Raw genomic sequence first — 20,686 nt, 5'->3', positions numbered from 1 at the left:
GGGAGCTCCCCCGCCCAACCCCTACTCCCCACAAACTTGTGTAAGTTATTTAATTCTCATTCCTAACGCATCCTGCTCGATCCAAAATCACGGCAATAAAAAAGCCAGGTATTCATATCCCTAGCTTGAAACATAGCACAATTAGTTTTTAGAGTTGGCGCGGGCGATCGGCTTTTTCCAAACCGACTCCCACCCGATGCCACCTAAATTAAATCAGGGTAATATCAGTCGCTGTCAAGCCTGGTTTGCCGTTCAGCAGTGCCAGTGTAATGGGTAGTTGGCCCCCAGTACCGTCTTTGTCGTACAGCAAGCGACCTGTAGTACCTTCGTAAACGAGGAACGCATCCCCTGGAGCCGCCCCTGCCGGAGTCAGATCGTTGTTGTAAGTCCCTGTTTCGACCTGTAAGAACGCCTTAGCAGCAGGTCGATTTGGCAGACTATCGTTAAATGGTCGTAACTGGAAGGAATCGTAGTTCAATATCAACTTGTCTTTGCCGACTTCAAAATCACCGATTTGGTCTGGGCTCGTACCCACCGGCGCGCCGTTGGTGCCGACCGTGACGCCCTCGCCGAAGTTGTTGTAGTAGAAGCTGTCATTACCCGAGCCGCCAATCAGCGTGTCTCCACCGGGCCCGCCGCCGAGAGAGTCGTTGCCGTCTCCTCCGATCAAATAGTCGTTCCCAAAGCCGCCCAACAGCGTGTCGTTTCCGCCGCCGGCATCTAAGGTATCGTCCCCGTCAGATGTTGTTCCGGTAGGAAGAATGCTGGGGCCGCCGAACAGTATGTCGTCGCCAGCACCAGTAGTGATGACATCAGTGCCGTTGCTGCCAGAGATGAAGTTGCCACCTAAGGTATCCGTAATGACGTTTGGCGATGTAAAACCGTTAAAGTTGACACCGCTAGCGTAAGAGATGGTGTCGTTACCGTCAAGCGTGCCAATTAATCGATCGCCCGTGCCACCAAAAATGATTCTGTCATCCCCTTCACCGCCGTTCATGAAGTTAATGGCGCCAGCGGTGCTGTTGCCCCACAAGACATCATTGCCCAGGCCGCCGTCGAGAGTAATCCGCGTAGCATTAGTACCTGCGGCGCGGGCATCGATCGTATCGTTGCCATCTCCACCCGTGGCTTGAGTAAAGATGCCGTACAAGCTGTCATTGCCGTCGCCGCCGATCATTGTATCACTCGAAAAAGCTGCCACGATCGTGTCGTTACCCGTGCCGCCGTCGAGGAAGTTCTTACCCGCGAACCCTGGAAATGAACTCGGGGCGCCTTGGCTGGAAATTGCAACCACCGTAGACGACCGGATGAAGTCGTCGCCTGCACCTCCCAGTGCGGTATCCAGCGCAGCAAAAACCGTGATCGTGTCGTTGCCGTCGCCACCGTCTAACAAGTTTTTGCCTTCGCCAGCATTGCCGATCGCGCCGTAGAGAGAATCGTTGCCGCCACCGCCGAGCAAGGTCGTTTTCTCAATGCCGATCGTGATGACGGTGGAACCAAACGGGCTGATTTGGGTAGTGTTGGTAATGACTAAGATGTCGTCGTCTAGATCGCCGGAAAGATAGCTGTTGCTGGCCACACCGTACAGTGTGTCCTTGCCTCTACCGCCGTACAGAGTATCTTTCTGATTGATACCTACAAGGTAGTCGTCGCCCAAGTCTCCCCGCAAGAAGTTGCTGCCTTGATTGCCACCAACGCTGCCGCCGATGGGAATACGGAGGTTGTTAGTGTTAGTGCCGCCGCCTGCGATGAAGAAGCCGATCTGGTCATTGCCCTTGCCGCCGTAGAGGGAGTCTCTTCCCAGCGCGCCTCCCAGCAAAATATCTGCGCCCTGATTACCAAACATGAGGTTAGCATCGACTGTACCTTGGAGCAAGTCATCTCCCGCACCGCCGATCAGGGTCGCATTCCGGCTTTGAGCGATTACGGTGTCATTGCCTGCATCGCCTGACAGCCAAGCCCGCTCCCGCAGGCCTACTAATGAATCTTCGTCGTTGCCGCCGTATAGGGTATCGTTCGGGCCGACGGAAATTAGAGTATCGTTATCGCCTTCGCCAAATATTAAACTGCCGCCGAGGGTAGAACTTGTAATTAAATCCGCCCCCGCTCCGGCATAGATTGTATCCGGGCCCAGTCCCGGAGTATTTAAACTAATTTGATCAGCATTGTCAGTTAACGTTGTCATACAGCTTCACTCCTCTACTTGTTGGTCATCGCTTGTGCGACTACAGACACTGCCTAGAACACCGAATGTTTGGATGCCGCTGTAGTTTAACCTGTTTGCCAGCCGCAAGTCTAGCCTACTGGCGCTAACCCTGTCTAGACTTTCTCCCTCGCGGACTTTTTGCTTGTAAGGCTTTATTTTCAATGTCTCCACCCTTTAATAATCCTTTTCCACAGTCTCTGGTGCTCACGCTCCAGAAGACGCGGCTCATATTCTGAATGTTCCATTCTAGATTGGCGGTCGGGATCGCGTCTGGGGGAGGAAATTCAAGATTAAAAAAGGCCGATCTGGCGATCGCAAAGACAAGGAAAATTGGGAGATTGCTGACAAGGTTGTTTGGCCCTGGGCGGTTTCCCAGGCAGCGCCGTCCTTAAATAATTCTTACCCCGATCGAACTTCGTACTGCTCCGGGTGCTAAAAGTCTACGCCCCGCTTTAGTTCTACGCCCCGATCGCCGTAGTGTTTGTGACAGTATACCTCCGAGTGTACGCTTGCCAAGTCAAAGTAAGCATGGGGTTTGTGGCAGCGCCCGGTGATAATTATTTCTGTATCGCGGGGCTTGCGCAACAGCGCTTCGACGATCGGCTCTACCGGCAGCAGTTCTAAGTCTACTGTGGGATTGAGTTCGTCGAGAATGATCGTTTTATACCAGCCGCTGGCGATCGCCATTTTGGCGATTTCCCAGCCGCGTTCTGCCTCGATGCAGTCTAACTCTTGCTGTTGCCCCCGCCAAACTATAGCATCTCGGCCACACCGCTGGTGGTCTACTAGCTGCGGGTAACTTTGTCGCAAAGCTGCGATCGCCGCATCTTCTGTATAACCCGTGCCGCCTTTGAGCCACTGCACAATTAACACCCGGTGAGATTGGTCTTGACTGATCCCCCTACCTATTGCCTGCAAAGCTTTCCCCAAGGCGCTCGTAGACTTGCCCTTGCCCGATCCTGTGTATATTTCGATACCAGAAATATTATGCTCTGCCGCTGCGGGGTGATAGTGGGGCTTCATTTCAGAGTGCAAGTCGGCAATATCCAGCAAACCTTGGGGGGCTGCTCGGCCTGTGGCGATGACTTCTAAATATTCTGGTTTGTTTTTGAGGGTTTTAACTACTTCGTCTACTGGCAGCAAACCCAAGTCCAATACAGGGTTTAGTTCGTCTAGAACCACGACGGAATACAGCTCGCTGGCGATCGCTCCTTTGGCGATATCCCAGCCTCGCACAGCTTCCGCGCGATCGAAGCGGGTGATTGCTTCGGCCCCAAAATATTCAGCTCTACCGGTGCGCACTTGGTCGATTAAGTGCGGAAATGCCCGTTGCAGGGCTTCTATTGCCCCGTCTTCGTCGTAGGAGCGGCCGGGGCCTTTCAAAAATCGCAGCAACAACACTCGCGTGGGCGAGTCAGAATTGATACCCAGCCCGATCGATCGCAACACTACTCCCAAAGCTGCCTGAGACTTGCCTTTACCTGCGCCGTCGTAGACGTGAATCTGACCCGCGGCGCGTTCCGAACGGGATGAGGCTGTCCGAATACCAATGCCATTCCTTACCATAATCAGCAGTTATTTGAGTCTGTCTCGGGGTGGGTATTCGATCGCGCCCGTTGAATGTTGAATATTTCCGTTCTGTTGGCGGATCTCAAAAGATTATAGGATACAACCTAAACCACCTGATTTTCAGAATGGCGATCGAAGAGGATTAGGGGCTATTAACAGTAGCCCAAATACCTAGATTTACCTATAATTAGAGTATCCAAATTTCTGTAATACACAGTAATACAGCGTAGCATAGCAGACAGACTCATAAGTATTCGCTTTCCTAGCAGAGCTTAAGGCAATTAGCGTGGACACCATCGAACAATGGAAAAAAGCCGGGAAAATTACAGCAATCACAACTGATGGAGGACAGCGCACCTCTATGATACAATCCTGGACATAGACAGAGTTTAATTTAACCAAACATCAAAAATGTCATCCCGATCGTACTGCAAAGCACTACCAACACCGATAGATGAGTTAAACGCACTAGGTAAAACTCAACTAGAGATGTTTCTTGGTGCTTACGCTCCTATATTCAGGAAAGCAGTATGCGAAACTGTAGCATTTATGTTGAGCGATGAAAAGTTCAAGAAATCTCACTGGAACACACATCTACAAACAACCTACGGTGTTAACAAGCGTCACGCCAATGGCATTATTGCCACCGCAAATGGTGAACAAGGTAGTGCTAGAGAATGCAGAAAGTTACAAATCAAAACCTTAGAAGGCAAAGCTAAATCCTCTGACAATTGGCTGAAGCAGGCAGAAAAGAAACTCAAAAATGCTCGCAAATTTTACGCCGTTAAAAATTGGCGTCATAGTAAAAAAGGCTGTGGGTTTCCTTTGTCATCCTCTTTAAAATACCGCCAAACCAACTGGCAAAATTTACGATTTCAGATTCACAACAAAAAGCGTAAACTAGCGAAGTATTTGCAGAAACTTGCCTTGCTCAAAGTTGCTCCAATTAGGGTGAGCGTACCCAAAGGTCAAGTATTTGTAGTTGGTTCTAAAGATGAATCTTTTGGCAATCAAATCTGTCAATGGGATGGCAATAATTTGAAAATCCGAGTCCCAGCCTGTTTAGAGTCTAAGTTTGGTAAAAAATATGTAGAGTCTCAAATTGGTAATTTTCCTCGCAATATTAACCGATTGCCAGCAACAGGATCTAAGACTTGGCACTTCTATTATAAAGCTGGTAAGTGGTGTGTTGCTGTCCAATTCACACCCTCAGAAGTCAAGCAGTTGTCGCGTTCGGTCGATGATGAGTGTATAGGAATTGACATGAATCCTGGTTCAATTGGTTGGGCATACATTAACAATGAAGGTAATCTCAAAGCATCAGGTCAAATCCCATTACCAACTGGATTGCCAAAGGGTAAACAGCAGGCACAAATAGTCAAAGCTTGCTTAGAGTTAGTAGCATTAGCTATCAAGTTTGAATGTCCTATCGTCTGTGAGGAATTAAACTTTACTAGGAAGAAAGAACAACTGAGAGAGCGTAGTACAAAAAACGCTCGGATGCTTTCGGGTTGGGCTTATTCTAAGTTGGATGAATTACTAAGCTCAATACTTTCTGATCGTGGGATTGAGTTGATAACGGTCAATCCTGCTTACACAAGTATTATTGGTTTAGTCAAGTATTTAAGAATGTATGGCTTAGCTAGTGATGAATCTGCGGGTTTAGTAATTGTCCGTCGAGGAATGAGGCCAGGCGAAAAAATACCAGGCTCCTTAACCGCCTTGGCTGGGGTGAACTCAACTAAGCACGAGGAGAGCCTGTGGAACCAACTTAATAAAAAAATCAAGTGTTCCGGGATAATTAATCGTAGGCACGATGATTATACCGTTTCTAACTGGGAGTTCCTGGTCAACCTCGATACTGAGGAAGGGCCAGCGCTAGGAAAGAATGCTTAAGAAACTTATACCGCTGAGTTGATCTAGGTTTACCTAGATTTTTCAAAGCGGCTAAGACCTGCGGCTCTTGATTATTCCCCCTGTGATGTACAATTAAAATCTAACACGGGCTGATATACCTGAATGCTTATGATTGCGAGTGTTTTCCCATTTCGGACTGTTTTGGTGCAAATTTTAATTATGTTTTTGGCGATCGCGATCGAATCGTGGTTTCTGCAAAAACTACTGAAACTCGGCCCCAAAACCAGCGTTGAATATACAGCCATCCTCAATCTCTCTTGCACTTGCGTAGGTTGGTTAGTTTTCTTCTGCATTGAAAGCGTTCTTTCCAAAGATTTGCGAGAACAGCTAATCGGTTATATTTTATTAGGCGGAGGGCAGAATGTTTACCATGCCATAACAATGATAGCTGTCTTGGTATTAGCAGTAACTTTTCTCGCCAAATGGCAGGGATTAGAAATCATACAAAACCTGGTTTCCGGCAATACAAAAGCTTCCAAACCTCAGTTTGTAGGGCCGCCCACCCTCAGCCGCCGTCCTCCCAAAAAGAGTTTTCAAGTAACTACCCAGTTGGGGGCAGTTTTGATCGCCCACACTGTTAGCAATTGCGTTATTTTAACCGTGTTGTTTTTGCAAAGCGTCAATTGAAATCTATGATGAAGCAATTTTTGGATGTCACTCAGCAACTCACTAAGCTGACGAACAACCTTTGGGAAACCAATAAAAAATTCCAAAAGGCGATAATTCCGCCTAAAGTTGTCCACTGGAAGACGCCTTTACTGCTCAGCATCTTTTTAGCTTTGCTGTCGGTGGCGGCAGTCACTGACTGGCCGACGAGAACTCTGATGTTTGATATGAGCTGGTTATTTTTTACACTTTCAATGGGTTTGCTGACCAGCCAGCAACCTTTTGTGATTAAAAAAGTAAGTCTGAGTCCGTGGGTGACAAGCATCTTAATTGGCTTGTGGTTGCTGATCAGGTTGCCGTCGGACAGGAAGGAAATAGCATGGATATCCGGCCCTATTATAGCAGTAGTAATTCTTGCTATCATAGAGATTTGGAAGAGCGAGTCAAAATGGGAAAGAGCTAGGTCGTTGGTGCGCCCTCAGTTTTTGATGATTACCCTCATTCACGTGCTGATTTCCTGTTGGTTTGCATTTCACTTTTTAATTCAAGGTTGGATAGAACAGTATCCGAGCGTTTTATCGCAGGATTTGAGGCAAAGCGATTATGTGGTGACTTTTCAACAGCCAACTATTAATCGCTCCCGAGGAGTTGTCATCCTCAATGCCATGGATAGATACCTGCAAAATGAAGCCCGCACAAAACCGTGGGCGCAGGTAGAGCAAATGTTAATAGATATTGACAACGAGCGATTTTTTCTGAAGAATCAAGCGTTAACAAAAATTGGCGTAGTCCCAGAAGATGCGAGCTGGGAGGTCAAAACTTCGATCGTCCAAGGAGACTCCCGCTATCAGTTACAGATGCAAGCAACTTGGCTGGGTCTGGTGTTTAGACCAGAAATATATTCGTTTACCAAATCTTGCGAGGTGTTCGATATAGGCAATAGGGCGACTGTAACCTGCGACGCTATCAAACGCTCTAAACCTGGACTCAAAAAAGATGGAACAGCGGGAGACAGTCAAGTTTGAGCCTGTCTCTCGCCGTTAGGAGAGTGTCCGAGAGGGAGAGTAATCGTAGGGTGCGTCGCCAGAAAAAATCCCTCGCCTTGCATATCGACTTTTCGAGCAGCGACGCACCTTATACTATTTATAAAAAGTCGTGCTAAACAATGATTGTTGGGCTTGTTTATTAAACCCGAAGTGTAAGGTGCGTCGACATCAGATTGTTGATAGAATTTAGGGATTAAGAATGGCTCCGCACCCTACAAATACCCGAAGTGTAAGGTACGTCTCCATCAGATTGTTGATAGAATTTAGGGATTAAGAAGGGATCTGCACCCTACAAATACTGCCTTAAACTAAAATATGGCTAAAGTTGACCGCGGGTTAATAACTAGATGAATTTGAGAAGAATCTTGACAGTCGCGACTAATGTATTTTGGGAAGTAATTCGCGATCGCATCCTTTACTTAATTATTATTTTTGCTCTGTTGATGGGAGCCTCGGTGCGGTTGATACCGGAATTGGCGGCGACAACCGAAAATAAAATTATCTTAGATATCGGTTTGGCTGCTATGAGCATCCTCGGTATAATAGTCACAGTCTTTGTGGCTACCGGAGTGGTCAACAAAGAAATTGAAAAGCGGACGGTTTACCTGTTAGTTGCCAAACCGATAAGTCGCGCTGAGCTAATTGTGGGGAAGCATTTAGGGCTGTCGGCGGTGCTATTGGTTCTTGTCGCAGCAATGACTGTTATCTATCTGGCTATTCTGAGTTTGAGTCGCATTCCTTACCCTTTGGGTAGCATTTTAATCGCTTCGCTCTTCGTGTGGTTTGAGCTGTGTCTCATGGCTGCTGTCGGGATTTTATTTGGAGTTTTTAGCAGTTCTCTGCTGGCAACTTTACTGACATTTGGCGTTTATTTGATGGGACACTCGACGCGGGATTTAGTGGCTTTGGGTAAGTTAACTAAAAATCCTGGCATTGAACAATTGATGATGGGACTTTATCTGGTTTTGCCGGATTTAGCCCGGTTCAATTTGAGAAATGATGCTGTTTACGGACAAGTACCTTACTTGGCGGGTTTGATTACAGATGCGGGCTACGGTTTGCTGTATGTGGTGCTGCTGCTGTCAATTGCGATTGCCATATTTGCCCGCCGAGAATTTTAAATAGTTCGTAGTGAGAACTTTAGTCTTCGGATTTTGCGGACTAAAGTCCTGACTACGAACCAATTTTATTATCTAATTAGCGCGCTAAGATAAAGACAAGGTTATCGACCGGCAATTTCGACTAAAACTCAAACTTTTATTGGTAAAATGAGGTGACTTATGACTGCTGTAATTCACAAAAGGAAGAAAGAAGAGGGAAGAGGGAAGAAGGGAACCCGAGCGCGATATCCTTTTTTCATCCTTCTTTCTTGATTCTGCTTGATTACTCATCTGTTTGTCACAAAAAGTTGAAATTATGTTAGTGGAAAAACTCCAACAATTAAAAGATATTTTCGCGCAGATGGAACTGGCGCTAATTGCCTACTCTGGCGGAATTGACAGCACTTTGGTGGCAAAAATTGCTTGTGACGTGTTGGGCGATCGCGCTTTGGCTGTGACGGCTGTTTCTCCGTCTCTACTCCCAGAAGATTTAGAAGATGCCCGGATTCAAGCAGCAGAAATTGGCATCGCCCACCAGGAAGTAGAAACTCAGGAAATGGCAAATCCTAATTACACTTCTAACCCGGTTAATCGCTGCTATTTCTGCAAAAGCGAACTGCACGATACTTTGAAACCGCTAGCACTCGCAAAGGGTTATCCTTATGTGGTGGATGGGGTGAATGCTGATGATTTAAAGGATTACCGCCCGGGGATTCAGGCTGCAAAGGAACGGGGCGCGCGATCGCCTTTAGCAGAAGTCGGGATGACTAAATTTGAAGTGCGGCAATTGGCCAAAGAATTGGATTTGCCTTGGTGGGACAAACCGGCTCAACCTTGTTTGAGTTCGCGTTTTCCTTATGGCGAAGAAATCACTGTTGCAAAGTTGCAAAGAGTGGGGCGCGCTGAACGGTATTTGCGGCAGTTGGGACTGAAAAATCTGCGCGTGCGATCGGATGGAGATACGGCGCGAATTGAATTGCCGGCCCAGGAGATTCAAGAGTTTGTATTAAATGCGGATTTGCCTGGATTGGTGGCGGTGTTTCAGCAGTTTGGTTTTGTGTACGCGACTTTGGATTTGGAGGGGTTTCGCAGCGGCAAATTAAATCAGGTTTTGCAACCAGAATTGTTGGGAGCGAAGGGTTGATTAATTATCTTGAAAAAATGTCACTACAACCGTGTGTTCGTCCCGATCGCATTTAACTTGAAAACGGCGCTGAGGATAAAGCGATTTTAGGCGACTTTCCCACATCTGAGCTAATGCTTGTCCCAAATACAATAAATTGTCACTGCTAGCGTTTTCCGCACCGGGGAGAATGTCATCAACGTGCTGGTGGTTCATCACCTGCTCAATTGCAGTGACATCATTCCCTAGCTCGATTTTCCACTGTTCGTAGATTTGACTGTTAAAGGCTTCGGACAAAAAGATGCCGCCTTCATGTTCGACAAAATCTGGCCAGAATAGTTTTGTGAAAGCTATGGCAATTTCAATATTAGCAGATCCAAAAAGATAATCCCAGAGTGAAAAATCATCGCCGTTGGCTTTTTTCCATTGCTGGAAATCGATTAGTTTATCTGCATTCAAGGATATTTGTTTGATGAACATAATTTCTCGGGTATTTCATCCAATCTAGCTGGCCTAACTGTTTTCTCAGCTTGCACGTAAATGTCTCCTGCTGAGTTTTGGTTGTGTTTGTATTCAACGGCGTGAGGTGTCGGCACATTTGCATGAGCCCTTCCTGTCAAGTCTACTCGCTTAATTGCCCGTCCACTGTCATCGTAGACGATATAGCTGGTAATGTTCTTGCCATCCATGCGGTAGAGTAAGTTTTGGGCACTTGCTCCATCTAGAGGAAATCTGCCACTTACCTGGGTTCCGACGGCTATAAGGGTGCTAGCGGGGATGCCAAGTGTCCAGTCCACTGGTTTAGACATATAGCCTTTCTCAGAAAGATGAGGTACTAGAGGTACTTGACGGGCTATGGGCATAGGGCTATGGGCATAGGGCTATGGGCATAGGGCTATGGGCATAGGGCTATGGGCATAGGGCATAGGGCTATCCTCACCACGCTTGAGAACCGCTATATATAAGTCCTAAATTACTTTACGACCTCAGTTTGATATATGTATGGGTGAATAATCTGGGCAACAATATTCGTGACATCGCCCGTGAATTAAAGCAATAGCATAAACTAAAGTAGCAGCAAGAGTAGCAGCAAGTTTTATGAAAGTTAAATTTAGATTGATCTGGGCCATCTTGGCTTTCTTGTTGTTCGCTTACATCCCGTTTCTGGTGTTAGCGGGCCCGCCACCTTCGGGGGATACAGTTAGTTCTGCAATGTGGTGGAAAGTTTCGGTGTACAATCAGGTGCAGCAAATTAAAGACCAGCAATATCAAGGTTGCGTGTGGGGCGATTCTATTTCTTCGGCCCTCGGCGATTCTTTGGGAGAAAAAAACTTTAATTTTGCGATCGGCGGAATGAGTTCTGTTTCGCTGCTAGAACAGCTTAAACTTGTAGTGCCCCAGGGGTTTACCTGCGAAAAATCGATTTTGGCGATCGGCACAAATGATGCTATGTACGGGATTAGCGACGAGCAGTTTGTCAGTAATTTGAAACAGGCGATCGCAATTATGCGATCGATCCGCACCAAACAGATTATTCTGATTCCTGCTTTTTACTCAACTCTTGCCGCCAGCTACAATCCTAAATTTGCCGGAACAATTGCGAGAGTTGACGAAATCAATGTTCTCATCAATAAAGTAGCCGCAGACGAAAATATGACCGTGGAATCTAGCGGCATACAAGCCTTGTTTAAGGAAAAAGCACTGAATGGAGATTTAACAATAGACGGCGTTCACCTCAATCCCAAAGGTTTAGATATATACAGAAAAGTTTTGTTAAATATTTTGAATTAAGCTTGAAAACTCACACTTTCTCTGACATTATATCATCCTAAACTCTTAATTAAAATTCCCCTTCTGCGGACTTGATTTATGTAATTTCAGTGAAGTAGGGTGCGTCAGAAAAATGATATTTTTGCTACTTTCCTCACAATCTCACAACTGAGGCACCACGGAATCAATGGTGCGTCAGAATTAGATTTTTGTGATGATTGACAATTACTAAACTGACGCACCCTAGCGCTAAATATCAAGGAGTAGTTGGCTGAATTTGCTGTGGCTGTAGTTGCTGTAGCTGCTGATTTTGCTGCTGTTGAATTTGAAGTTGCCGATTTTGAAGATCTATCTGTCGCTGTCTGTCTTCGAGTTGCAAGCGTCTGTCTTCAGCTTGCTGCTGTCTGTCTTCAGCTTGTCTCTGTCTTTCTAGCTCTCTGTCTTCACGTTGCTGTTGTCTGTCTTGACGTTGTTCCTGAAGCTGTCTGAGTAGATTCCGCCGCTCGAAATCTCCTCCCATAAATAAGTTCTGAAAAGCGTTGATAGTTGTTTGAAACCCAGTCAACACGCCGCTAACACTGCTGATCCCAGTTGCCACTCCTACGATCGGCTGCAAGAAAGTGGTGATATTGTCTGCGACCCTAGTATAGCCCGATCGCGCTACGAGAATCACATCGTTGTTGCGGAGAGTTGGGTTATTGTCAGGATTCAACCCTTGAGCAAAATCCACATTAATAGTGCGGCGAGTAACAGTACCGTTGGCGTTCAAACGCAGCAGTTCCACCTTGTCTTTTTTAGCCCGCAATTGATTGAAACTACCGGCGGTGAGCAAAGCTTGGTGCAGGGATGTACTGGGTTTAACCTGTAAAGCTCCCGCCCTAATTACTTCCCCCACAATATTGATGCTAATCGCGTTTGGAGAGAAACTCGTACTTCCGAGTTGGGAAATTTCAGCTAAGTCTACAGTAGATGCCGTCGGAATAATGACGCTATCTCCTTCTTGCAGTAAAACATCTTGAGTTGCGTCACCTTTTTGCAGCAAATCCCACAAATTTACCGTGATAGTTTGTTCGTTACCGCCTCTGACTCGGCGGCGGATTTGCACGCGGCGAATGTCAGCTTCTGTTGTGATACCGCCCGCAATTTTGAGTGCTCTAGTGATTGTTGGTAGCCCGACAACGGCCCCTGCTCCTTGTTGTTGTTCAATAGAGACAAAACTCAGATCTGTTTGTTGGTTGGTCGATCGCAAATCCGAAGCAGATACAGTATAAGGCCCTGGCCTGTTGACTTCTCCGACAATTACCACGCCAATTGGTTTAGTAATATCAGCGGAAAAATTAGCACTGGCTCTTTGACGGACTTCTTGGGTATTGAGAGCACTTGCTGTCGGTACAAAAATTGTATCTCCATCTCGGATCGTGACATCTTGGCGCAAATTTCCCGTGTCTAAAAAATCCTGCAAATTAACAGTAATAACTTGCTCTGGCCCGCCTCTGCGGGGACGGCGAATTTGGACGTTTCGCATATCTCCTGCGGATGTCACCCCTTTTGCAAGTTGCAGCATTTCCATCAAAGTTGGGAATTTTACTCCTCCTTCTCTGACTGGATTAATTTTGTAGGAACCCGGACGAGTAACTTCACCTGCAACACCTATATTTAGGGGTCTAGCAAGCATCAGAGTTACGGTGACAACGGGAACATTGATGAAGGGTTCGTATCGCTTGGTAATGACGGTAGCGGCTTGTTGCAGCGTCAACCCTTGAATTGAGACGCTGCGAATGATGGGCAAATTGAGCGTTCCGTCAACTAAGACTTGATATTCTTTGCTAAATTCTGGGACGCCGAAGATATCTAAAGCAATGCGATCGCCCGGGCCTAAAGTATAAGCCGCTTCTGCTGTCAGCGAACCCGAATTGCCGATCGACGGCAAACTCGAACCCGGAGGCGGTGGTGGCGGTACTCTCGGCCTGTTTGGGATCGGAGCGCGTGCAGGAGTTCTGACGGCAGGCAATTGAGCTATACTGGGCAGCGAACCGCTTAGCACCAGGAGTGCTGACAAACTCAGACTTGTAGCGGTTTGAACGTTATGTTTCATCTTTCTTTCCTGGTTGCAGTCTGCCAATGAACGATCGCAATTTAGCTAGTTAATTTTAGTTTATCATAAAACTGGGTTGAAAACCCCGTCCTTATAGGACGGATTTAATTGTAAAACTTTGTGGCACTTGCGAGATATCTTGTACCAAGTAGGCTAGTATAAAGTAGGAGGTAAAGCCCTGCTAGTTTTTGAGTTCAAGACTTACGGAAAATCAAGTCAGTTCACTGCAGTAGATGAAGCAATTCGTACAGCTCAATTTGTTCGCAATAGCTGTTTACGCTATTGGATCGACAACCAGAAAGTGGACAAGTACGATTTGAACAAATACTGTGCTGTCTTGGCTGGTGACTTTCCGTTTGCTGACGAACTCAACTCTCAAGCAAGACAAGCTAGCGCCGAACGAGCATGGTCTGCTATATCCCGATTCTACGACAACTGCAAAAAGGGAACTCCTGGTAAGAAAGGATGTCCACAATTTCAGAAAGATTGTCGCTCTGTTGAGTATAAATCAACTGGATGGAAATTGGCTGACGATCGAAAGTCAATCAAATTTACCGACAAGAAAGGAATTGGGAAATTAAAGCTAAAAGGAACGCGCGACTTACACTTTTACCAAATCAGCCAAATAAAACGGGTTCGATTGGTAAAACGTGCAGATGGTGTATACGTTCAATTTTGCATTGATGTTGACAGAAAAGAAAACACAGAACCCTCTGGGAACAGTATTGGCTTAGACGTGGGGTTAAAGGAATATTACACCGATTCAAACGGGGTAATGGTTGAAAATCCCAAGTTCCTCCGTCAAGGTGAAAAAGTCCTGAAGCGTTCTCAACGTCGAATATCAAGAAAAGTAAAAGGTTCAAAGAATAGAGGCAAAGCTAGACAGATTTCAGGTAAACGCCATCTCAAAACAAGTAGGCAGCGTAAAGACCATGCAATAAAACTTAGCTGGCGTGCGTAGTTCAGTCAAACGACTTGATAGCTTACGAAGATTTGAGAATCAAAAATATGGTTAAAAATCATTGCCTAGCTAAGTCTATTAACGATGCTTCTTGGTATCAGTTCCGTGTCTGGATTGAATACTTTGGCAAGGTATTTGAAAGAGTAACGGTTGCTGTCAACCCAGCACCAGCCAAGAATGCTCGCTTATGCGGTAAAATCGTCAAAAAAACGCTATCCACAAGAACTCATGTTTGTCAATGTGGTTGTGTGATGGATAGAGATTTCAATGCAGCTAGAAATATCCTAAGTCGAGGATTGGGTACGGTAGGGCATACCGGAACCTTTGCATTAAATGCAAGCAACGCTCTCTTGAGAATTGACCTCTACTTTGGTTGGAGAAATCCTACCTGAGCAAGTTGGCTCGTAGATCGAAGAATCCCCGCGCGTTCACGCCGGGGAGTGTCAATTTCCGTTCTGTTCAGTGTAGCCTCGCTGCCCGGGAAAATCCAGAGGTAGAATGATAAAATTTGTGCGATCGCACGCGAGCGATTTTGCACATTGTATGTAAACAAAGTGTAAAGCCCGCCAACGATTCTCGGGATTAAGACCTAGTTCCACCAAATTTTTTATACACAATTCGGTCTACAAATCAACCCGCCAAAGAAAGGAAAGCGAAAAACAGCTCAGATTTGATGTAAAGTATTAAATAATTCTCTATGCGGGACAAAGACAAGTGTCACTAAAATTGGATAAAGTAATTCCCTGGGGACGCTGCTTGGATGAATACATAGGAATGTTTAGCTTGACATCAGGTGACCTCAAGCGAGCAATTCTAGATTGTGCGGGCGGGCCGGCGAGTTTCAATGCCGAAATGACTCGCCAAGGTAAAAAGGTGATTTCTTGCGATCCAGTGTATCAGTTTACGGCGGTGCAAATTGGCGATCGCATCCAAGAAACATATCAAACTGTGATTGACGGTGTTAAAGCCAATGTAGACGGCTACCTCTGGAATAATTTTGAATCGCCGTACCAGCTAGGCGAAGTGCGGATGAAAGCAATGCAGGAATTTTTAGCAGATTTTCCCTCAGGCTTGGAGCAAGGCCGCTACCTGACTGCTGAGCTGCCGATTTTACCTTTTGAGAATGGTCAATTTGATTTAGCTTTGTGCAGCCATTTCTTATTTGCTTATTCTCATCTGCTTTCGGAAGAGGTTCATCTCTTAGCAATTACAGAAATGTGTCGGGTTGCGAAGGAAGTTCGGGTGTTTCCGCTGTTGCAGAGTTTTAGCGGGGAGGAATCTGAGCATTTAAACCCGGTGATTGCCGAATTGAAAAATAGAAATTTTCGTGTGGAAGTTCAAGAGGCTCCCTACGAGTTTCAGAAAGGCGGAAATAAGATGCTGCGAGTTACCAAGTGACTGCTAAATCGCGTCTATATAAACTTTCGTCTGCACAACTCAGGTTGGACGCTGTTGTCGTCCGTGGTAAATTTGCAAAATTAGGACTTCATCGTTTAGGATAGCGTGTAGAACAAAACCAACTTTCCCAAAGGTCACAATTAGTTTCCGCAGACCAGGGGCTTGTTCAACGATCGCGCCTCTTTGTGGATATGTCTGCAAACTTTCTGCTACCTGTACAATCTTTTGAATCGCTTTAACTGCAAGATTGGGGTCAGTTTCAGCGAGGAATTGGCGATGCCGATCGAGTGCTGCTAGGGCTGGGGGAGTCCAAATTACTGAGGGCATGGCAATTCGCGATCGCTTCCTAAACTATCTGCCCATTCCTTAACCCGATCGCCCGAAATGCCTGTCTTGCTTTTCTGGTAATCTTGCAAGGCTGTGAGACTCAGGGCGATCGTTTCCTCTTCGCTGAGGGGTTGAAACTCGTTTGCTGTGTCAATTTCTCCCCACTGATATCCATCGCTTTCCTCGGCAATTTCTGCGATTAAGCGTTCCAAGTCGCTGAGATTACCGTTGGACTGATTCAGCCATGAAAGTACGATCGCCTTAACCGCATCGCTGGGCATGACCTGAATTTTGGCGTGGAGTTGCTTTATAGATTGAGCCATTGGATAATAGAGAGTGACTGATTCAATTATAGCGCAATGTTAAATAGTATCGTTAAATTGCTGTTGGTGTGTTGTTTTTGACCATCTCGTGTTGGTGCGATCAAAGTTGTCAAGCTTTAATTGAGAAGGACTGAATTCCTTACTACAAACGGGATTATTAAAAGTATTTTCACACCTGGAAAAATCAATGATGACTAATGAATGATGACTGATGACCAAGATTTGATATAATTTCCGACACGTCATACAAATTAACAAGAACTAATGTCACAAACAGTCTGGATCGCACGCCACGGAAACCGCATCGACTTCGTTAACCCCGACTGGTTTCTCACCGCAGAACACCGCTATGACCCCCACCTTTCCGAAGACGGTCACGTTCAAGCCAAACAACTCGCAAATCGCCTCAAAGATGAAGGAATTTCTCATATTTTTGCTTCCCCTTTTCTGCGAACTGTCCAAACGGCAAATCACGTTGCCGAAGCTCTCGATTTGTCAATTAAACTAGAGTGGGGAATCTGCGAATGGCTGAATTCTGACTGGATGACAGAAATGCCGGAAACTGAATCTGTCGAGGATTTGTGCAGGCGTTTTCCCAGGATTGATGCTTCGTATAAAGGGGGTATTGCTAGTTATCCCGAAACCGGGGAAGCTTGTCTCAAAAGGGCGGGGGAAACTGCAAAACGCCTCGCGGCTGAGTTTCCCGAGGATATATTATTAGTAGGTCACGGTGCGTCGGTTTTGGGAAGTGCGATCGGGCTAGCGGGCGGTGCAGAAACCGAAATTAATGCTTCTTTGTGCTGTTTGGTGAAAGTGGTGCGGGATGGGGGCGAATGGTCGATCGCACTTAATGGCGATACTTCCCACCTCACGGACACTGAAACCGAGATCCGCTTTAATTAAAGTTGAGATTCGTGCAAAAAATCGCATTATATGGTATGTGTACGGATTGGGTGCGCAGTGCACACCCTAGGTTTATTTGATCTCGATCGCACATTTTAAATCAAAAATCTTAAATAGGTATGGCTGGACACAGTAAATGGGCGAATATTAAACGCCAAAAAGCTAGAGTTGATGCTGTTAAAGGCAAGGTTTTTGCCCGAATATCTCGCGAAATTATTGTCGCCGCCCGCAGCGGAGTTCCCGATCCTGCTGGCAATTTTCAACTGCGGACGGCTATTGAAAAAGCCAAGGCGGCGAGTATTCCTAATGAAAACATAGAAAGGGCGATCGCCAAAGGTGCCGGTTTAGCCGGGGGTAGTTCGGAATTAGAAGCTATTCGCTACGAAGGTTACGGCGTTGGCGGAGTTGCGATTCTGATAGAAGCGCTGACAGACAACCGCAACCGCACGGCGGCTGACTTGCGAGAAGCTTTTAGTAAAAAAGGTGGCAACTTGGGCGAAACTGGTTGTGTGGGCTGGATGTTTGACCAAAAAGGGGTTTGTACGGTACGCGGCCCGATTGATGAGGAAAAATTGTTTGAAGCTTCCCTAGAAGCCGAAGCTGAATCCTACGATTTGATATCAATTGATGAGGATACTGAAGGTGCAGAGGTATTTACAAGTGTGCCTAATTTAGAAAAACTGTCTGATGTTTTGAAACAAACAGGTTTTACAGTTTTGCAGTCAGAAACTCGCTGGATTCCCAGCAATACAGTAGAAATTGACACTCCTGAAAAAGCTCGATCGCTCCTTAAGTTAATGGACGCACTAGAAGATTTAGATGACGTGCAAAGCGTGACAGGAAATTTTGAAATGACCGATGAATTGATGTCTTCGATCATGATGTAAAATCCCCAGGTTCGTAGTGAGGACTTTAGTCCTTCTCAAGTTAGTAGTGAGGACTTTAGTCCTTCTTAGGTTCGTAGTGAGGACTTTAGTCCTTCTCAAGTTCGTAGTGAGGACTTTAGTCCTTCTCAAGTTCGTAGTGAGGACTTTAGTCCTTCTCAAGTTCGTAGTGAGGACTTTAGTCCGCATCAGGTTCGTAGTGAAGACTTTAGTCCGCATCAATGACTAGCAAAATTCGTAGGGTGCGGATACATCGACAATCCTCAATAAAGAGCGACAATCGTAAGAGCGACGCACCTGTTATTTTCAATAACCCAGGAAACAAACCTAATATTTTTCTTGTACTAAGCTTTTTTGTAAATGGTATAAACAAATGCCAAATAACAACGAAATCAACACAGACAGCAACCACTCAGAAGAAGTTCCATCAGCAACCGAAGTAGCAGAAACGAACGATCGATCCAAATCGGATGTGAAGGCTAAACTAGGGAATAAATCCAATTGGTTCGGTTCCGTTTTTGGAGTGGTCTCTGCAAGCGCGAGTGCGGTAGGGAATGCAGCAGGAAGTGCTGGAAGTGCGATCGTTGTTAATACCGCGAGTGCGGTGGGGAATGCAGCAGGAAGTGCTGGAAGTGCGATTGTTAATACGGCGAGTGCGGTGGGGAATGCAGCGGCGAGTGCTGGAAGTGCCGTTTTTGATACCGCGAGTGCGGTGGGGAATGCAGCAGGAAGTGCTGGAAGTGCGATCGTTGTTAATACGGCGAGTGCGGTAGGAAATGCGGCCGCGAGTGCTGGAAGTGCAGCAATGCAAGTTCCCAATTTTTTGGGTTCATCCATCGGTTTGATTTCCCAAAGTCCTATCCTGAAAAAACTGACCCAAAAGTTCAAAATCGACTGGTTAGCTAATGCTATAGATGCTGTTGATGTCGTGAATGCCGAGGCGCAAGTTCGAGAGTTAAAGCGCCAATATCCTCACGAGAAACCCCAAGAGATTGCACATCACTTGATGGTGGAAAAAGCCTTGCTGGCGGCAGGAACTGGCTTGGCTAGCAGTTTAGTCCCCGGCGTGGCTTTGGCTTTGGCTGGCATGGATTTAGCGGCAATGACGGCGTTATCTGCCGAGTTGGTTTATCAAATTGCTGCTGCTTATGGCATGGATTTGCGATCGAGCGATCGCAAAAAAGAAGTTGTCGCTATTTTTGGTTTATCCTTGGGTAGCAATTTAGCGATCGAAGCTGGAGTTACGCTTGTCAGCAATATTCCCTTAGCGGGTGCGGCGATCAATGCTAGCGCCAGTGCGGCAATGATTTACGCGATGGGATACGGTGCTTGTCGGTTTTATGAAGCGCATCTCAATTCCTCGGAAATCGAAACTAAGCTGGAAGATTTACAAGAGGTATTGCAAGCGGAAAGTGAGGAATATTTAGAGAAAGCGATCGCACAAGAAACGGTGATGGATTGGATTTTAGTGTATGTCGTCTATGCCAGCCAAAAATTCACCCGATGGGATGAGTTATTACCGGAATTACAAGCGGCAAATTTAAATCTCAGGACTTTAGCTGAGATTGAAGCTGTGCAAAATAAGTCTAAATTGCTTCCCAAGTTGGATCTTTTACTCGAACAACTCGAACTTGACTTTGCCGAACCACTTTTAAAGCGATGCACTGAGATCGTCGAGGCTGACGGTGAAATTAATGAACAAGAGGGGAAAATTATGCTGACAATTCAACGGGCTATTTTGAGCAAAAGAAAGCAAGCCAAAAAGCCAGCCTAGCAAAGTTTGATCGAAGATGCAGTATCAGCACCCACTGAAACACAAACTGATGTCCAAGTTGCATCACAAACTCCCTCTCGATCTGATGATTCTCCTTCTCCTAATAAGTTGAGTTGAAGTAGGCTGCCAAACTTCAAAAAAATCTTAAAAGTTGCTAAACTATAGCAATCCTCAATCATTTTCAATAACTGGTTCCTTTCGCTCTTGGCGAAAGGAATCGATGTCACCCTTGAAGAGCGTCGCCTGCGAAAAGGTCGGCTCTACCGACTGATCTGCGTTACTTTCGCTCTGCCTGGTAACGAGTAATATGCTGCAAAACTTCAAAAAAATCTTAAAAGTTGCTACGCTATTAGACGTGCAAAAGATTGCTGATTTAATCGATACTGAATCACCAAAAACCGTTGTTCAGGCAAAACGCTATCAAGGAAAAGTGGGAAATTCCGCTGTGCAAGAAGTGGTTAGTGCTGTTAAGTATTATCGGGCGCAGGATGCGATCGCAATTACGAACAGCGAGTTGACGCCAAATGCTCATAAACTGGCTCAAGCGAATGGGGTACAACTCTGGGGACGAGAACAGTTAATTGATTTAGTGATTCGATCTAAAAAATAATGGCTCTAGGATTTACGCATAATATCATGTCCGGTCGATTACCGTAACAAAAACGGTTGGTAGTGCGGACGCCA

At 46.0% G+C, this 20,686-nt stretch carries 18 protein-coding genes and 1 pseudogene; 12 read left to right on the top strand and 7 right to left on the bottom strand.

What is annotated here, in order from left to right; all coding sequences use genetic code 11:
* Window positions 1-208: 208 nt before the first annotated feature.
* A complete protein-coding gene (locus QUB64_RS26090) occupies window positions 209-2,185 on the bottom strand; it encodes a calcium-binding protein (RefSeq protein WP_333268944.1) in 1,977 nt (658 codons plus the stop codon).
* A 453-nt stretch (window positions 2,186-2,638) separates the two neighbouring features.
* Window positions 2,639-3,772 (bottom strand): cob(I)yrinic acid a,c-diamide adenosyltransferase, encoded by a 1,134-nt coding sequence (locus QUB64_RS26085; RefSeq protein WP_333268943.1) that lies wholly within the window; start codon window positions 3,770-3,772, stop codon window positions 2,639-2,641.
* Between the two features lie 552 nt (window positions 3,773-4,324).
* Between QUB64_RS26085 and QUB64_RS26080 the strand changes: the two genes are divergently transcribed.
* From QUB64_RS26080 to larE, 5 genes are all read left to right on the top strand, one after another.
* A complete protein-coding gene (locus QUB64_RS26080; RefSeq protein WP_333268942.1) occupies window positions 4,325-5,671 on the top strand; it encodes an IS200/IS605 family accessory protein TnpB-related protein in 1,347 nt (448 codons plus the stop codon).
* A 129-nt stretch (window positions 5,672-5,800) separates the two neighbouring features.
* Window positions 5,801-6,319 carry a filament integrity protein FraC gene (fraC, locus tag QUB64_RS26075; protein WP_333268941.1) on the top strand — a complete coding sequence of 173 codons (519 nt, stop codon included), beginning with the start codon at window positions 5,801-5,803 and terminating at the stop codon, window positions 6,317-6,319.
* 5 nt (window positions 6,320-6,324) lie between these two features.
* Window positions 6,325-7,323, top strand: a complete 999-nt coding sequence (locus tag QUB64_RS26070) for a DUF5357 family protein (RefSeq protein WP_333268940.1) — start codon at window positions 6,325-6,327, stop codon at window positions 7,321-7,323.
* Between the two features lie 368 nt (window positions 7,324-7,691).
* Complete coding sequence (locus tag QUB64_RS26065; protein ID WP_333268939.1) at window positions 7,692-8,465, top strand: ABC transporter permease; 774 nt, start codon at window positions 7,692-7,694, stop codon at window positions 8,463-8,465.
* Between the two features lie 295 nt (window positions 8,466-8,760).
* Window positions 8,761-9,588: an ATP-dependent sacrificial sulfur transferase LarE gene (gene larE / locus QUB64_RS26060; protein WP_333268949.1), complete on the top strand. Its 828-nt coding sequence runs from the start codon at window positions 8,761-8,763 to the stop codon at window positions 9,586-9,588.
* On the opposite strand, the gene QUB64_RS26055 is transcribed toward larE, so the two are convergent.
* Entirely contained in the window at window positions 9,589-10,047 is a 459-nt protein-coding gene (locus QUB64_RS26055; protein WP_333268938.1) for a hypothetical protein, read from the bottom strand.
* Window positions 10,023-10,376 carry a polymorphic toxin type 24 domain-containing protein gene (locus QUB64_RS26050; protein ID WP_333268937.1) on the bottom strand — a complete coding sequence of 118 codons (354 nt, stop codon included), beginning with the start codon at window positions 10,374-10,376 and terminating at the stop codon, window positions 10,023-10,025. The genes QUB64_RS26055 and QUB64_RS26050 overlap by 25 nt, the downstream gene beginning before the upstream one ends.
* Before the next feature lie 289 nt (window positions 10,377-10,665).
* Between QUB64_RS26050 and QUB64_RS26045 the strand changes: the two genes are divergently transcribed.
* The gene (locus QUB64_RS26045) at window positions 10,666-11,358 is read left to right on the top strand and encodes an SGNH/GDSL hydrolase family protein (protein WP_333268936.1); all 693 of its coding nucleotides are present in this window, start codon (window positions 10,666-10,668) and stop codon (window positions 11,356-11,358) included.
* 235 nt (window positions 11,359-11,593) lie between these two features.
* Here QUB64_RS26045 and QUB64_RS26040 read toward each other — a convergent pair whose 3' ends face one another.
* Window positions 11,594-13,432: a polysaccharide biosynthesis/export family protein gene (locus QUB64_RS26040; RefSeq protein WP_333268935.1), complete on the bottom strand. Its 1,839-nt coding sequence runs from the start codon at window positions 13,430-13,432 to the stop codon at window positions 11,594-11,596.
* 178 nt (window positions 13,433-13,610) lie between these two features.
* Between QUB64_RS26040 and QUB64_RS26035 the strand changes: the two are divergent.
* Window positions 13,611-14,801: pseudogene (locus tag QUB64_RS26035) on the top strand (RNA-guided endonuclease InsQ/TnpB family protein).
* Window positions 14,802-15,107: 306 nt separating this feature from the next.
* Complete coding sequence (locus QUB64_RS26030; RefSeq protein ID WP_333268934.1) at window positions 15,108-15,791, top strand: class I SAM-dependent methyltransferase; 684 nt, start codon at window positions 15,108-15,110, stop codon at window positions 15,789-15,791.
* A gap of 39 nt (window positions 15,792-15,830) precedes the next feature.
* Here the strand turns inward: QUB64_RS26030 and QUB64_RS26025 are convergent, their stop codons facing one another.
* Both QUB64_RS26025 and QUB64_RS26020 read right to left on the bottom strand, forming a co-directional pair.
* Window positions 15,831-16,118 carry a type II toxin-antitoxin system RelE/ParE family toxin gene (locus QUB64_RS26025; RefSeq protein WP_333268933.1) on the bottom strand — a complete coding sequence of 96 codons (288 nt, stop codon included), beginning with the start codon at window positions 16,116-16,118 and terminating at the stop codon, window positions 15,831-15,833.
* A complete protein-coding gene (locus QUB64_RS26020) occupies window positions 16,106-16,441 on the bottom strand; it encodes a hypothetical protein (protein WP_333268932.1) in 336 nt (111 codons plus the stop codon). The genes QUB64_RS26025 and QUB64_RS26020 overlap by 13 nt, the downstream gene beginning before the upstream one ends.
* Window positions 16,442-16,705: 264 nt before the next feature.
* Between QUB64_RS26020 and QUB64_RS26015 the strand changes: the two genes are divergently transcribed.
* From QUB64_RS26015 to QUB64_RS26000, 4 genes are all read left to right on the top strand, one after another.
* Window positions 16,706-17,344, top strand: a complete 639-nt coding sequence (locus QUB64_RS26015) for a histidine phosphatase family protein (protein ID WP_333268931.1) — start codon at window positions 16,706-16,708, stop codon at window positions 17,342-17,344.
* 119 nt (window positions 17,345-17,463) lie between these two features.
* Complete coding sequence (locus QUB64_RS26010) at window positions 17,464-18,231, top strand: YebC/PmpR family DNA-binding transcriptional regulator (protein WP_333268930.1); 768 nt, start codon at window positions 17,464-17,466, stop codon at window positions 18,229-18,231.
* 370 nt (window positions 18,232-18,601) lie between these two features.
* Complete coding sequence (locus QUB64_RS26005; protein ID WP_333394256.1) at window positions 18,602-20,002, top strand: hypothetical protein; 1,401 nt, start codon at window positions 18,602-18,604, stop codon at window positions 20,000-20,002.
* 307 nt (window positions 20,003-20,309) lie between these two features.
* Window positions 20,310-20,612 carry a restriction endonuclease gene (locus QUB64_RS26000; protein WP_333268927.1) on the top strand — a complete coding sequence of 101 codons (303 nt, stop codon included), beginning with the start codon at window positions 20,310-20,312 and terminating at the stop codon, window positions 20,610-20,612.
* The last annotated feature ends 74 nt before the right edge of the window (window positions 20,613-20,686 follow it).

The organism is Microcoleus sp. Aus8_D2 (assembly GCF_036702665.1).
Taxonomy (GTDB): domain Bacteria; phylum Cyanobacteriota; class Cyanobacteriia; order Cyanobacteriales; family Microcoleaceae; genus Microcoleus.
The sequence above is the reverse complement of the archived record's forward strand: the minus strand, read 5'-3'. Positions and strand labels throughout refer to the sequence as shown.

Excerpts from the sequence above, each read along its gene's own strand:
- QUB64_RS26070 (WP_333268940.1), top strand. The coding sequence starts at position 6,325 with ATGATGAAGCAATTTTTGGATGTCACTCAGCAACTCACTAAGCTGACG.
- QUB64_RS26085 (WP_333268943.1), bottom strand. The coding sequence starts at position 3,772 with ATGGTAAGGAATGGCATTGGTATTCGGACAGCCTCATCCCGTTCGGAA.
- QUB64_RS26025 (WP_333268933.1), bottom strand. The coding sequence starts at position 16,118 with ATGCCCTCAGTAATTTGGACTCCCCCAGCCCTAGCAGCACTCGATCGG.
- QUB64_RS26010 (WP_333268930.1), top strand. The coding sequence starts at position 17,464 with ATGGCTGGACACAGTAAATGGGCGAATATTAAACGCCAAAAAGCTAGA.
- QUB64_RS26055 (WP_333268938.1), bottom strand. The coding sequence starts at position 10,047 with ATGTTCATCAAACAAATATCCTTGAATGCAGATAAACTAATCGATTTC.
- fraC (WP_333268941.1), top strand. The coding sequence starts at position 5,801 with ATGATTGCGAGTGTTTTCCCATTTCGGACTGTTTTGGTGCAAATTTTA.
- larE (WP_333268949.1), top strand. The coding sequence starts at position 8,761 with ATGTTAGTGGAAAAACTCCAACAATTAAAAGATATTTTCGCGCAGATG.
- QUB64_RS26065 (WP_333268939.1), top strand. The coding sequence starts at position 7,692 with ATGAATTTGAGAAGAATCTTGACAGTCGCGACTAATGTATTTTGGGAA.
- QUB64_RS26040 (WP_333268935.1), bottom strand. The coding sequence starts at position 13,432 with ATGAAACATAACGTTCAAACCGCTACAAGTCTGAGTTTGTCAGCACTC.
- QUB64_RS26005 (WP_333394256.1), top strand. The coding sequence starts at position 18,602 with ATGCCAAATAACAACGAAATCAACACAGACAGCAACCACTCAGAAGAA.
- QUB64_RS26020 (WP_333268932.1), bottom strand. The coding sequence starts at position 16,441 with ATGGCTCAATCTATAAAGCAACTCCACGCCAAAATTCAGGTCATGCCC.
- QUB64_RS26080 (WP_333268942.1), top strand. The coding sequence starts at position 4,325 with ATGTTGAGCGATGAAAAGTTCAAGAAATCTCACTGGAACACACATCTA.
- QUB64_RS26000 (WP_333268927.1), top strand. The coding sequence starts at position 20,310 with ATGCTGCAAAACTTCAAAAAAATCTTAAAAGTTGCTACGCTATTAGAC.
- QUB64_RS26015 (WP_333268931.1), top strand. The coding sequence starts at position 16,706 with ATGTCACAAACAGTCTGGATCGCACGCCACGGAAACCGCATCGACTTC.
- QUB64_RS26090 (WP_333268944.1), bottom strand. The coding sequence starts at position 2,185 with ATGACAACGTTAACTGACAATGCTGATCAAATTAGTTTAAATACTCCG.
- QUB64_RS26050 (WP_333268937.1), bottom strand. The coding sequence starts at position 10,376 with ATGTCTAAACCAGTGGACTGGACACTTGGCATCCCCGCTAGCACCCTT.
- QUB64_RS26045 (WP_333268936.1), top strand. The coding sequence starts at position 10,666 with ATGAAAGTTAAATTTAGATTGATCTGGGCCATCTTGGCTTTCTTGTTG.